This is a genomic window from Aedoeadaptatus acetigenes (assembly GCF_025566985.1).
GTDB lineage: Bacteria > Bacillota > Clostridia > Tissierellales > Peptoniphilaceae > Aedoeadaptatus > Aedoeadaptatus acetigenes.
The window spans coordinates 145083-157616 of the sequence record NZ_JAOQJD010000003.1 but is presented as its reverse complement, the minus strand read 5'-3'; the positions used below and the strand labels follow the sequence as shown (position 1 = coordinate 157616).

Genomic DNA, 12534 nt, shown 5'->3' with positions numbered 1-12534 from the left:
CCGATGGAGAGGCCCATCGAATCATCGATATCCTTCCGACGCGCTACGGCAAGGATTTAGCCGCTTATTTCTCTTCCATTGATCGAGCGGAACGACGCGGCGTCGAGATCTTTGTCAGCGATATGTGCGGCACCTTTAAAGGCGTGAAAGAGGCTTTCTTTCCACAAAGTACCCATGTCATTGACCGCTACCATTTCATCCGCCAAGTCCATTGGGCCTTGGAAAACGTAAGGAAGCGGGAGCAGAAACGGATGACGGCAACGGAGAGAAAATGGTTTAAACGAAGCCGCAGTCTACTGAAAAAGCCGGCTAAAGACCTTACAGAGGCGGAAAAAGGTCTCGTCGCCACCATGCTCGAAAAGAGCGACGCCATTCGAACCGCCTACATCTTAAAAGAAGGCTTTTACACCTACGTCCTTTCTCAGAACGACAAAGAAACCGCCGCCACCGCTCTTTCAAAGTGGATGGAAGAGGCAAAGAAAGGCGGGCAAAAGGAATGGCGTTACTGCTTGCGCGCCTACAACAACTGGTTCGAGGAGATTACCAACAGCTTTGATTACCCGTGGAGTAACGGCTACGTGGAAGGAACACACAACAAGATCAAGACGGTGAAGCGTGTGGCCTTTGGGATGCAAAACTTTCATCATTTTCGAACCAAATTACTCTTCGTTTGTTCAAAAGATCGGTGATGGATGGCTTTTAGGAAAACAAAAAGGAGCCTAGTTTTCACTAGACTCCCCAATGGTTGACATAGAACCTTTTTTTATTGTGCGGAAAAATTTCATCGGCCGAGAGCCATGGATGTTCTTGCTCCGTAAAAACATTGAAAAACTGTCGGGGGGGGTATAATAAAAGTAGGAAAGCACAAATTCTTCTGCTGTGTCCCATGGATTAAAGATATTTTTTTCTAAATCCTCAGTGGAAGCAAGAGATGACGTGAGTGTAAGATAAAATGCAATCATCTACGGATGATCGAAGGAGGTATTTATGAAAAAGTTAGCCACATTGTTACTCTGTTTCCTGCTCCTTCCCTCGGCGGCCCTGGCGAAGGGGCCGGATCCCATCGCGATTTACGTCAACGGCCGGGAGCTTTTTACTGAAGAGGCGGCACCCACCATTCGCCACAATCGCACCTTCCTGCCCCTGCGTGCGGTGACCGAAGAGTTGGGCTACACCGTGGCATGGAACGGAGATAAAGGGGAAGTGACCCTGACGAAGGGTGATTCTTCCGTGATCATGACCATCGGAGAGAAAGCTTACCGCCTGGGCGGCAAGGAATTGGTCATGGACGTGGCACCTTATCTGGAAAAAAATCGCACCTTTATTCCCGCTCGCTACTTAGGCGAAGCCACGGGGCTTCCCGTCAAGTGGATGCCGAAGGTGCGCGTCGTCACCGTGGGAAGCTATCCCCAAAAGGATGCGCCGGCCGGTGAGCGCATCTATGTGAAAGACGTGAACATGTCCTTCGTGCTGCCCAAGGATGTGGAGATCACTTACAAGCTCGAAGGCAAAAGCCTCTGCTTCTACGAAAAGTCCAATGAAGAAAAGGGCGGCGACGGCTTTCTCTTTGATCTATCGAAGGTCAACAATCCGAAGGCGGAGTGGTATAATTGGCCCGTCATCCTCGCCTATAAAGACGGCGTCTACTACGGCGCGGATTTCCGAGGCGAACCGGCGATGATTCAAGACAAAGACCTGAAGGAAAAATTCGAAAAAGCCCACGACCGCATCGACGACATCTTGATGACGGTCCGCGTAGGAAAATAATAAATAGAGGAAGAATCCTGTCGGCGAAAATGCCGATGGGATTTCCAATTTCAAGAAAAAACGCCTCTACCCCATTTGGTAGAAGCGTTTTGTTTTTGTAAATTAGCGCATAGTGACCATTTCTTCCGCGCTGGTGGGGTGAATGGCCACGGTGGCGTCGAAGTCGGCTTTCGTGGCGCCCATCTTTACGGCGACGCCGAAGCCTTAAAGGCGAACAAGTAATGAAAAGCGTCGGGATGCCGGCGCTTTCTTGTACGCCCATGAAGTTTAGTACCATCTTCCTGTTCATGAGAAAGAGGTCTGTTATGGGAAGGAAATAAAAAATCGATATCAATTATATTGACGGATAAAAAGTCAGCAGATACAATGAATAATGTAGAGGTGGGGCGGTGACGAGTTAGTGTAAAGAGGGAAAGAAAACCAGGTAGCAAATTAGGATATGTCGCCTTGCTTGGTGTAATGATGATACCTCATATGGCACAAGCAGCATCGTATAGTGAAGCATTTGTGTCGAATGATTTCGTAAAAGCGGAGACGCCGGTTTATGATACGCGGGCGGTCGGTGGGAATACCAAAGATACAGCATGGAGTTTTACATTACGATCCGGCAACACTAACTCCTATACGGCGGCACGAAAAAAGACCAATAAAACGGCAGCTTATGTACGTGTGAAAAGCTGTGGCAGACCTTCCGTGGGAATCAGGATTTGGATTCCCGGTACCAATTGTAGAAAATACAGAGTATCTAACGGCGATATTAAATATTTGAGTAATGATGCGCCGATTGGTAGTATGATTCAATTAGCCGTTGAAAGCGGTGACGGGAGTCAAGTATCCGCCAGTGGCGTTTGGAGCCCCAACAATACCTCCGGATATTAGTAAGGTTAAATATATTTAATTAGGGCAAAGGATTTGGCAATTTTTTTTCGGAGGATCTTATGAATAAATCGTACATACACAATCAACTCTCTCGCTATTTAAAAGATAAGCGTATTCTGGTTGTCTTTTTATATACTGCTGTCTTATTCGCAATCCAAATTATAGGAAAGAGTAATGAGGGACTATACGACGACAATCTGTCCAACAATCTTATGCTTCTAAATTATTTCGGCGTGGGGGCAAACATATACTATACGTTTTTGATTTTTTTCGCTCCCTTTACGGCATCCGCCATCTACAGCGGTGATCGGAGAAAAAACATGGACAGCCTACTGATCAGTCGCATGGGCAGAAAATCATACATAAAAAATACTGTTGCGGTCACCGTCATTTTGGGTGTCCTGACCGGGCTCCTCCCCCTCGTTTTTCACGATCTGCTAATGGCTCTCGTCTATCCCTTTCCTTATGCTCAGGATATTTATTTTCACGCCATAAGCTACCGTAGCGGATTTCTCTATACGTCCAATCCCTATATGATCAACCTGATGTTTTATTTCTTGTATGCGCTCTGGTGTGCGTTCTTTTCTCTCCTGACCCTCGCCGTAAGCATGGTCAGTCGCAGGCGTTATTTTGAGAACATTCTTCCCTTTGCGGCTTTTTTCTTGCTCTGGACTGTAAATGCACGATTTGCAGATAAAATTTACACTGTCTCTATGTTTTTTCCTACAGTCTATATGACGGAACAAACTTTTATTTTCAGCTTGATTTTTCTGTGTCTTTCCATACCTGCGTGCCTACTTTTCATAAGGAGTCGGAATCGTGAAGACAGCATTTAATGAACTGCGGCGAAACGGGAGAGAGAATAAGATCTTCTTAATAGCTATCTACTTGATCTTCGTGGCTTTTTTAGGGCGGCAGTTTTTTACCGATTTTGAAGGGGCCGGTCTCTACGCGTTGGAAGACTATAAAAAAGTAGCGGGAGAGATTGGAACTTTCTTTTTGATAAGCACTCTTTTTCTCGCTTATGAATACAACAGTTTGACAGCGGTTCGCTACAAGAGTCGTTACGTGATTTTGCAGTATCATCTTTTGAAAATTTTATTTCCGGCCTTTCTTATGAGCATCACATCCGTCTTTCTTTTTATGGTAGCGGGCTATGTGCAGGGCTTTTTTAACGGACATTATGCTTCCGCCGCTCTCTTCGGGCTGATGCAGGCGGCGCAATTGATTTTGAGTCTTTCGGCTATCGGCTTGTTGAGCTGTATGTTTAACGTATGGGTGAGAAACGAATTTTTAGGCACGATTTTTGTCTTGGCTTTCTTTACCTTTAACAGCTATCGTACCTCGGTATTAACCCGTGTTGTCGGGCTATTTACTTACAATTATCATCAATTTTATTTATCGAAATTTTTACTTATACCGGGTGGGGCGATGACCTACACAACGATAAAAAGCTGCGGATTGTTATTTGCCATTGGGATGCTTACTTTTCTTGTGAGTCTGAGGGTGAAGAAGATAGATTTTTTGGATTAGGAGAGACCTATGATCGTATCGTTACAAAATGTCAGCAAAAGGATTAAAGGGAAGATTATTTTAGAGAACATTTCTCTGGAACTGGAGCAGGGAAAAATCTACGGTGTTTACGGTGTAAACGGGTCAGGAAAAACCATGCTCTTACGTGCCATCGCCGGACTGATGGACGTAGATTCGGGTGCTATTTTTGTGAACGGGGAGAAGTGCGTCTACGGCAAAGCGCCGGGGTTCAACATTGGTGTCGTTATCGAAAAAGTAGCTTTCTACGGAAATTTAACGGGTTGGGAGAACCTTCGTCTATTAGGAGAGGTTCGTGGCCCCTTTGATGACAGCGAGGCAAAAAGGCTAATCTATTACTTTGACATGGATCATTACATAGACAACAAAGTAAATACCTATTCCTTGGGGATGAACCAAAAGCTTGCCATCGTTCAAGCCCTTATGGAGAAGCAGCCGCTTGTTTTGCTGGACGAGCCGACCAATGCTTTGGATGAAGATTCCGTGGAACGCTTTTACGCTCTTTTAAGTGAATTAAAGAGGGCGGGGCGAACGGTGGTCGTGGTATCTCACAAGAAGGAAGACTTGCGTCAACTGTGTGACATGCGTTTTAAGATGAGCGAAGGGAGATTGTATGGGGAAGAATAGTGCGAAAGGAATAAAAATTGCCCTGCTCCTGCTTGCTCTTTCGGCTGTAGTGCGGATCGTCTACATCAATTTACCCATCAATGTGCCAAAAGAGAATTCCATTTACACCATGCACAAAATTGGCGAATCCGTAGATTTAGGGGAAGGCAAGTTTTTCACCTTACTAAACTGCGAGCCAACGCAGGACGCCAAGTATTTAGAAGATAGCGAGCTGGATCCAAATGAAAATGTGCTGATTAAGATGACAGTACAAACCAACGTAAGTGATTTAGCGACGGCCTACCGCTTTAAGCTTTATGATCAACACGTCGGTATGTGTTATTTTTCGGATCCCTACGATATAAAGGGAGATACCGCCACATTCGATCTAGTTTTGCACATAGAAAAAGAAATGATTCAATTTCTTCGCGAGCATAATCGCCCGAGGGATCTGTACGCCTTCGTTAGTCCCGATTTTAATATTCATAAGAAAGAAACCATTAGCTGTATAAAAATGGATTTAGATGATATTCTAAAAAATAACAAATAAAAAACATGGAGAGAGGAAGAGACCTTTCTCCATGTTTTCGTTTGATAGGTTAGCGCATGGTGACCATTTCTTCCGCGCTGGTGGGGTGAATGGCCACGGTGGCGTCGAAGTCGGCTTTGGTGGCGCCCATTTTTACGGCCACGCCGAAGCCTTGCATCATTTCGTCCACGCCGTAGCCCATGGCGTGAAGGCCCACGATTTTTTCCTCATCGCCTGCGCAGACCAGGAGCATTTTGCATTGTTGGGGATCGCCCGACACGGAGGAGCGCATGTCCGTGAAAGAAGAGGTGTAGGTCTTAATGGCGTCTTCGCCGTATTTTTCCTCGGCATTTTTTACCGTCAGGCCCACGGTGCCCATGGGCGGGTGGCTAAAGACCACGGTGGGCACATTGTCGTAGTCCAAGTGGGCGCCTTCTTTGCCGCCGAAGAGGCGATCGGAAAGGCGTCTGCCCGCGGCGATGGCCACGGGGGTGAGGTCCAATTTGCCCGTGACATCGCCGATGGCATAAATTCCCTCTTCCGCCGTGCATTCATAGGCATCGCTTGCGATGCGGCCTTTCTCGTCTACTTCCACCTTGGTGTTCTCAAGGCCCAGGTCTTCGATGTTCGGCGTCACGCCGGCCACCCAAAGTACCTTTTCAAAGACGGCGGTGGTGTCGTCTTCGAAGGTGATTTCAATGCCGCCGTCCACCTTCTTAAAGCTTTTCGACGAGGTGTTGAAGTGAATGTTCACGCCGCCTTTTTCCAATTCTTCTGTGACGGCGTCGGTAATAAAGGGATCGAATTTTCTGAGGATCCGATCTTTTCTTACGAGAAGATGGGTTTCCACGCCCATGCCGGCTAAAAATCCGGAAAGCTCCGTGCCGATGTAGCCGCCGCCGACGATGGCGATGGTTTTGGGCAGCGCTTCCCATGTAAAGAAATCGTCGGAATAGTCGACAAGTTCCGCGCCGGGAAGTTTGCAGGGGTTCGGGTGGGCGCCGGCGGCGATGGTAATGTGGTCGGCGCTATACTCTTCGCCGTCGACGAGGATTGTGTGGGCGTCTTTAAATCGTGCCTTGCCGAAGAGCTTGGTGACGCCGTTATCTTCCAGGCCCGATTCGAAACTGTCTCTGGCGCGGCCGATATAGCCCAGTTGGGATTCCCGCAATTTTTTAAAATCAAAGTTCCAGTCGCCGACATTGTAGCCGTAATTGTCCGATTCCTTTTCCAGGGTTCTGCGAATGCCCGAGGCGTACCAAAAGATTTTTTTCGGCACGCAGCCCCGGTTCACGCAGGTGCCGCCATAATCTTTTTCTTCCACAATGGCGACCTTGGCGCCGTATTGGGCGGCGCGATTGGCCGTGGCGCTGCCGCCGCTGCCGCCGCCGATAACGATATAATCAAATCTATGAGACATAATAACTCCTTTCACAGATAAAATGGCGTATGAAAAAAAGAGGACGCGATGATCCTCTTTTTAATATACCCAATTTTATACGAGACCCATAAAATATTCGACACCAATGGCGACGATGACGACGAGAGCGGAAATCACGAAGCCGTGAAGCATGGGGCCGGTGCCGGCGCTCTTCATATCCTTTAAGGAGGTCTTCAGGCCGATGCCTGCAAGGGCCATAACCATAAGGAATTTGCTGATGAGTTTAAAGGTGTGGCCCACGCTTTCGGGGATGAAGCCGGCGGTGTTAATGACGGTGAGTGCCAAAAAGCCCAAGATAAACCAGGGAATGACTTTCGTCAAAGAGAATTTCGCCTTTTCGTGCTTGTGTTCTTCTTTGGATTTTAAGTGGGCGCTAATCAAGGCGAAGGTAATGACCGTGGGAATGATAACCAGGGTGCGGGTGAGCTTGACCATGGTGGCGAAGTCCCCGGCGCCGTCGGAGAAGGCGTAGCCTGCAGCCACCACCGACGAGGTGTCGTTAACCGCGGTGCCCGCCCAGAGGCCGTAGGCCATGTCGGAGAGGCCCAGGGCATGGCCCATAATGGGGAAGAGAATAATCATGGCCATGTCGAAAATAAATGTGGCGCTCATGGCATAGGCCACGTCCAAATCGTCGGCTTCGATGACCGGGGCGATGGAGGCGATGGCGCTGCCGCCGCAAATCCCCGTGCCGGCGGAGATGAGATTGGACATCTTCCAGTTCAGTCCGAAGAATTTACCGGAGAAGTGGCCGATGCCGAAGCAGGTGAGCAGGGTAAAGACCATGACGGAAAGGGACAGGCGGCCTACTTGAAAGACCGTGGCCATGTTCAGGGAGGCCCCCAGTAAAATAATCCCGAGCTTCAATAATTTTTTCGAAGCGAAGGTGGCGCCTTTGGTCACCGGATTGTCGGATTGTAAAAAATAATTAATGATCATGCCGATAAACAGGGCGATAACCGAGGCGCTGATTAAGGGCATAGGCAATATGCTTTCGATGAATTTCGAGGTCGCAGCGATAACGACGGTCAACAGGACCCCGGGAATAATTGCTTGGATGGATTTCAACGGAATGCTCCTTTCTTTGTGCATTGATCATCTCACAAATCTAGGATAAAATAAAATTATAATTCATTATAGAACGATAACGAAACGATATGGAGGCAATGTGGACATTCGACTCAGCACCTTTTTGGAAGTCCTCGCCACGGGAAATTACACCAGGGCGGCGGAAAATTTGCACATTACCCAACCGGCGGTGACCAAACACATGCGTTCCTTGGAAGAGGAATTCGGCGCCGTATTTTTTCGCTACGACGGAAAAAAGATGATTCCCACCGACGAGGCCCGGGTGCTGGAAAACTACGCTCGCAGCCAACAAAAAAATTACCGGGATACCCTAAATGCCTTTAAAAGAGAAAAGGCCCGCACCATACGCATCGGCCTCACAAAGACTTTGGGAGAATACGCCTATGCCCAAAAACTCGCGGCATTGGTAAACGATCGGCCCAACAACTTCGTCTTGACCGTGGACAATACGGAAGCCCTGCTGGACCGGCTGCGAAACGCCCGCCTGGATTTTCTCATGGTGGAGGGGCAGTTTGCGAAAAACGAATTCGATTTTTCTGTGCTAAAAGAAGAGACCTTTACGGGAATCTGCAGCGCCGATCACCCCTACAAAGGCCGCAGTCTTTCCCTGGAAGCCGTATCGGGAGATTGTCTGGTGGTGCGGGAGCCGGGGAGCGGTTCCCGGGAAATTCTTGAAGACAAACTGCGCTACAAGGGCTATGAGGTGCAGGATTTTAAGCGTCTCGTCACCTCGTCGAGTTTGGCTCTGATTTCGAAATTGGTGGCGGCAAATGTAGGAATCTCCTTCGGCTACGAAAGCATCGCGAAAAACAATCCTCGTCTCGCCACCTTTCACGTGGAGGGAATTACGGACCGCCACGAATTTTCCCTGGTGGCACTAAAGGGAACCGGCGGCATCGAATTGTACCGCCGTTTAATCGAAGGAGCGGAAGAACTGTAAAAATTCAAAAAGCGACACGTCCTTTCCTAAAAAAGGGAAGGACGTTTTTATATTTGTTTTCGAGGGATCCTATTCGACTTCCAAACATTGACCAAAAAGAAAACCCCCGGCAATTGCCGAGGGCCTCTTTAGCAGTATGAGTATGAGTTATTTTAAATTCAATAAGTGTTCGTATTCTGCAGGGGACGTCCGTTTGCGGTCGTCGCTGAAGAAGTCTTTTTCGAGAGCGACAACGACGCCGGAGAGTCCGATCAGACCGATTAAGTTCGGGATAGCCATTAAAGCATTGAGAATGTTTGCGACGGTCCATGCAAGGTCTAAGTTCATAACGCAACCGACAAAGATCATAATGACATACAGGAGTTTGTAAGGTTTGCTGATCTTTCTACCTAAGAGGTAGCGCGCGGAGGTTTCGCCGTAGTATTCCCAACCGAGAATGGTGGAGAATGCGAAGAGCAATAAGCCTAAGGATACGATGTATCTACCGATAGCCAAGTGCATATCGAATGCCGTTGCTACGAGAGCCGATGCATCGGTGATGCCTTCGTCCAAAACGCCGGAAGTAATGATTACGAGTGCGGTGATGGTGCAGACAACAAAGGTATCCAAGAATACTTCCGTAACACCCCACATACCTTGACGGGTCGGGTGGTCGGTGGATGCCGTGGCGTGGGCGATAGGCGAAGAACCTAAGCCGGCTTCGTTGGTGAAGACACCGCGGCTGACGCCGTTGCGCATAGCCAACATAATGGTGTAGCCGATGACCCCGCCGCCGACTGCCGACGGATTGAATGCGCCGACGAAGATTGCGCGGATGGCGAAGGGAAGCATGTGAGCGTTAGAGATAATAATGATTAAACCGCCGACAATGTAGAAAGCTGCCATAAAGGGAACGAGCTTTTCGGTAACTTTCGAGATGGATTGAATCCCGCCGATAATAACGACGGAAGCGGCGATGGTGATGACCACGGCGGTGATCATGGGCGGAACGTTAAAGGAAGACTTCAACGTACCGGCGATGGCGTTGGATTGTACGGAACAACCGATGCCGAAGCAGGCAACACCTGCCAAGAAGGCGAAGCACTTGCCTAACCAGGGTTTCTTTAAGCCGCGGTCTAAGTAATACATGGGGCCGCCGGCGTAGCCGTCTTCGGTTTTCACCCGATAAGCGACGGATAAGTTAACTTCCGAGAACTTCGTACACATACCGAAGAATGCGGCAACCCACATCCAGAATACGGCGCCGGGACCGCCGCCTAAGATGGCGACCGATACGCCGACGATGTTACCGGTACCGACCGTGGCGGCCAGTGCCGTGGACAATGCTTGGAAGGGCGAGATAGCGCCTTCTTCGATTTCGTTCTTTTCAAACATTTTGCCCATGGTATTTTTCATGATGTAGCCGAAATGTTTCGATTGGACGAAACCGGTGCGGACGGACAAGATAATACCTGCGCCGACGAGCAATACCATTAAAGGAACACCCCATAGGAACGCATCAATCTTACCTAGTACTTCTGCAAAACTCATAAGTCACCTCCAAATAAGTATGAATAACTGCTTGTGAATACATTATACACGCTTTTTCAGAAAATTAAACCTCTTTTTACAAAAAAGTTGACTTTTTTTAAAATTATTTTTTTGTAGGACGGGACAGGTGATAAAATTATCAAGTGAAAAGATTCGGAGAAATTAAAATTTTAAAAAACAGGAAAAATGGAGGAATTATTTAAGGTGAAAAGGCGGCAAAACGAAAAGCGGGTGAATCAACCAGGGGAACGCACCGGAAGCCGATAAATCAAAATAATGAATAATCTATAAGTTAATTAAAAGGGTAAATAAAAAGTTTTCCCGAGGACTTTCCCCTTTCTCCGAGGGCATTTTAATAAAAATCGCCACATGTGCAAAAAAGGGGGCGTTGTCCGCGTTATTTGCCGTGGCCTCGGAAGGAAAGCGGATCCGCCGTCAAAAAGATGCAAGTTACGGGAAAATAAAAGGCATTGGGAAAGGGCGTATTAAAGAAAGAAGCACAGGGAAAAAGGGGTAAGGTTGAAGATTTTACACCTATATGACTTGTCACGGGAGAGCGACCGTGTTATACTCTGGGCAGAGTGCAAGGCACGAAGGGGCACACCACCGCGGGTGTGATTTCTTCGTGCCTTTTTTTGTGAGGAGGTGACTGTGAAGATTAACGGGAAGGTCGTGAAATTAAGCGGCCCCGAACCCTTGGTGGACGTTTTGATCCGCGCCGGCTACGACGCTTCCGGCGTGGCCCTGGAAATGAACGGGGTCCTGGTGAAGCGGGCGGACATGGCGAATACAGTCGTCGACGACGAAGATGTATTGGAGGTGTTTTCTTTTACCGGTGGAGGTTAAACGAGAGGACGTCCTGGCCCGTCAAAGGCCCGAGATCAGCGAAGCCGTGAAGGACTTTACCGTCGCCGTATTAGGTTGCGGCGGTTTGGGATCCCAAGTGGCGTGGATATTGGCTCGCCTGGGCGTCGGAAAACTTATTTTGTACGATTTCGATGTGGTGGAGGCGTCGAATTTAAATCGCCAAAACTACAGCGTTTCAGATATAGGAAAAAAGAAGGCGCAGGCCACGGCGGAGCGCATAAAGGATTGGCTGCCCCACGTTTGTGTGGAGGCGCGCGATGAATTTGTGGACGCCGAGGTGCTTGAAGGCATTGAAGCCGAGGCCGACATTGTGGTGGAGGCCTACGACGGCGTCCGGTCGAAAATAGAGGCCTTTGATTTTTTCCAAGAGCACACAACACCTTATGTCTGTACCACCGGCGTGGCGGGGCCCTCGGGCGCCGTGATGCGCAAGGATTTCGGTCACATTCATATGGTGGGAGATTTTAACGGCGAGGACCGCAGGGATTGTTACCTGCCCAAGGTCATGACCATCGCCGCCATGGAATGTCAAGTTGTTTTCGAACTGATGATAGGAGGATTCGAGTGAAAGATACGTGGAAATTAGGGGACAAGACTTTTGAGTCTCGCTTTATTTTAGGATCGGGCAAGTACGCGCCGGAATTAATCGACGCCGCCATTACCCACGCCGGTGCGGAAATGATTACCGTGGCCCTTCGCCGGGCGAACACGGCGGATGTGACGAATATTTTGGAATTTATTCCGAAAAACGTCACCTTGATTCCCAATACCAGCGGCGCCCGCAACGCCGATGAGGCCGTACGCATCGCCCGCTTGGCGAAGGAAATGGGCTGCGGCAATTTCGTTAAAATCGAAATCATGCGCGACTCCAAGTACTTACTCCCCGACAACGAACAAACCTTAAAGGCCACGGATATTTTGGCCAATGAAGGCTTCGTCGTCATGCCCTATATGTATCCGGATCTGAACTACGCCCGCGACATGGCAAGTGCCGGTGCCGCCGCCATTATGCCTTTGGCTTCGCCCATCGGCAGCAACCGCGGTTTGGCCACGAAGGCATTTATCCAAATTTTAATCGACGAAATCGACCTGCCCATTATCGTCGATGCGGGCATCGGCCGCCCCTCCCAAGCCGCCGAAGCCATGGAAATGGGCGCCGCCGCCATTATGGCCAACACGGGCATCGCCACGGCCAACGACATTCCCATGATGGCCAAGGCCTTTAAGCTGGCTATCGAAGCGGGCCGCCTGGGCTATTTATCCGGACCGGGCCGCGTCCTGGACAAAGGCGCCGATCCCTCTTCTCCTTTGAGAGACTTCTTTGATTGAGGAGGG

At 49.0% G+C, this 12534-nt stretch carries 13 protein-coding genes and 2 pseudogenes; 11 read left to right on the top strand and 4 right to left on the bottom strand.

Annotation, left to right across the window (positions count from 1 at the left end):
* Positions 1 to 11 precede the first annotated feature (11 nt).
* Positions 12 to 689 (top strand): annotated as a pseudogene (locus OCV31_RS02425) (ISL3 family transposase); the annotation flags it as partial.
* A gap of 298 nt (positions 690 to 987) precedes the next feature.
* Positions 988 to 1767, top strand: a complete 780-nt coding sequence (locus OCV31_RS02420) for a copper amine oxidase N-terminal domain-containing protein (protein WP_148472293.1) — start codon at positions 988 to 990, stop codon at positions 1765 to 1767.
* A 102-nt stretch (positions 1768 to 1869) separates the two neighbouring features.
* On the opposite strand, the pseudogene OCV31_RS09740 reads toward OCV31_RS02420, so the two are convergent.
* Positions 1870 to 1956: pseudogene (locus OCV31_RS09740) on the bottom strand (hypothetical protein); the annotation flags it as partial.
* Between the two features lie 258 nt (positions 1957 to 2214).
* Here OCV31_RS09740 and OCV31_RS02415 point away from each other — a divergent pair.
* The 5 genes from OCV31_RS02415 to OCV31_RS02395 are packed head-to-tail and all read left to right on the top strand — an operon-like array spanning position 2215 to position 5353.
* Positions 2215 to 2646, top strand: a complete 432-nt coding sequence (locus tag OCV31_RS02415; protein WP_148472291.1) for a hypothetical protein — start codon at positions 2215 to 2217, stop codon at positions 2644 to 2646.
* A gap of 59 nt (positions 2647 to 2705) precedes the next feature.
* Positions 2706 to 3482, top strand: coding sequence for a hypothetical protein (locus OCV31_RS02410; RefSeq protein ID WP_148472289.1), 777 nt, complete (start codon positions 2706 to 2708; stop codon positions 3480 to 3482).
* On the top strand, positions 3466 to 4179 hold the full coding sequence (locus OCV31_RS02405; RefSeq protein ID WP_148472287.1) for a hypothetical protein: 714 nt from the start codon (positions 3466 to 3468) through the stop codon (positions 4177 to 4179). Before OCV31_RS02410 ends, OCV31_RS02405 begins: the two co-directional genes overlap by 17 nt.
* A 9-nt stretch (positions 4180 to 4188) precedes the next feature.
* Positions 4189 to 4824, top strand: coding sequence for an ABC transporter ATP-binding protein (locus OCV31_RS02400; protein ID WP_148472285.1), 636 nt, complete (start codon positions 4189 to 4191; stop codon positions 4822 to 4824).
* Positions 4811 to 5353, top strand: a complete 543-nt coding sequence (locus OCV31_RS02395) for a hypothetical protein (RefSeq protein WP_148472283.1) — start codon at positions 4811 to 4813, stop codon at positions 5351 to 5353. Before OCV31_RS02400 ends, OCV31_RS02395 begins: the two co-directional genes overlap by 14 nt.
* Positions 5354 to 5402: 49 nt before the next feature.
* Here OCV31_RS02395 and gorA read toward each other — a convergent pair whose 3' ends face one another.
* Both gorA and OCV31_RS02385 read right to left on the bottom strand, forming a co-directional pair.
* Entirely contained in the window at positions 5403 to 6752 is a 1350-nt protein-coding gene (gorA, locus tag OCV31_RS02390) for a glutathione-disulfide reductase (RefSeq protein WP_148472281.1), read from the bottom strand.
* Between the two features lie 75 nt (positions 6753 to 6827).
* The gene (locus tag OCV31_RS02385; protein ID WP_148472278.1) at positions 6828 to 7841 is read right to left on the bottom strand and encodes a YeiH family protein; all 1014 of its coding nucleotides are present in this window, start codon (positions 7839 to 7841) and stop codon (positions 6828 to 6830) included.
* Positions 7842 to 7941: 100 nt separating this feature from the next.
* Between OCV31_RS02385 and OCV31_RS02380 the strand changes: the two genes are divergently transcribed.
* Positions 7942 to 8802, top strand: coding sequence for a LysR family transcriptional regulator (locus OCV31_RS02380; protein ID WP_148472276.1), 861 nt, complete (start codon positions 7942 to 7944; stop codon positions 8800 to 8802).
* 147 nt (positions 8803 to 8949) lie between these two features.
* On the opposite strand, the gene OCV31_RS02375 is transcribed toward OCV31_RS02380, so the two are convergent.
* A complete protein-coding gene (locus OCV31_RS02375; RefSeq protein WP_148472274.1) occupies positions 8950 to 10332 on the bottom strand; it encodes an alanine/glycine:cation symporter family protein in 1383 nt (460 codons plus the stop codon).
* Positions 10333 to 10983: 651 nt separating this feature from the next.
* Between OCV31_RS02375 and thiS the strand changes: the two genes are divergently transcribed.
* Genes thiS through OCV31_RS02360 form a run of 3 tightly spaced genes read left to right on the top strand, consistent with a single transcriptional unit; the run spans position 10984 to position 12528 of the window.
* Positions 10984 to 11178 carry a sulfur carrier protein ThiS gene (gene thiS / locus OCV31_RS02370; RefSeq protein ID WP_267303754.1) on the top strand — a complete coding sequence of 65 codons (195 nt, stop codon included), beginning with the start codon at positions 10984 to 10986 and terminating at the stop codon, positions 11176 to 11178.
* Positions 11168 to 11767, top strand: a complete 600-nt coding sequence (thiF, locus tag OCV31_RS02365; protein ID WP_267303753.1) for a sulfur carrier protein ThiS adenylyltransferase ThiF — start codon at positions 11168 to 11170, stop codon at positions 11765 to 11767. The genes thiS and thiF overlap by 11 nt, the downstream gene beginning before the upstream one ends.
* The gene (locus tag OCV31_RS02360; protein ID WP_148472267.1) at positions 11725 to 12528 is read left to right on the top strand and encodes a thiazole synthase; all 804 of its coding nucleotides are present in this window, start codon (positions 11725 to 11727) and stop codon (positions 12526 to 12528) included. The genes thiF and OCV31_RS02360 overlap by 43 nt, the downstream gene beginning before the upstream one ends.
* The last annotated feature ends 6 nt before the right edge of the window (positions 12529 to 12534 follow it).

Coding starts and splice junctions, on each gene's coding strand:
- OCV31_RS02420 (WP_148472293.1), top strand. CDS start 988: ATGAAAAAGTTAGCCACATTGTTACTCTGTTTCCTGCTCCTTCCCTCG.
- OCV31_RS02410 (WP_148472289.1), top strand. CDS start 2,706: ATGAATAAATCGTACATACACAATCAACTCTCTCGCTATTTAAAAGAT.
- OCV31_RS02400 (WP_148472285.1), top strand. CDS start 4,189: ATGATCGTATCGTTACAAAATGTCAGCAAAAGGATTAAAGGGAAGATT.
- OCV31_RS02395 (WP_148472283.1), top strand. CDS start 4,811: ATGGGGAAGAATAGTGCGAAAGGAATAAAAATTGCCCTGCTCCTGCTT.
- gorA (WP_148472281.1), bottom strand. CDS start 6,752: ATGTCTCATAGATTTGATTATATCGTTATCGGCGGCGGCAGCGGCGGC.
- OCV31_RS02375 (WP_148472274.1), bottom strand. CDS start 10,332: ATGAGTTTTGCAGAAGTACTAGGTAAGATTGATGCGTTCCTATGGGGT.
- OCV31_RS02360 (WP_148472267.1), top strand. CDS start 11,725: ATGTCAAGTTGTTTTCGAACTGATGATAGGAGGATTCGAGTGAAAGAT.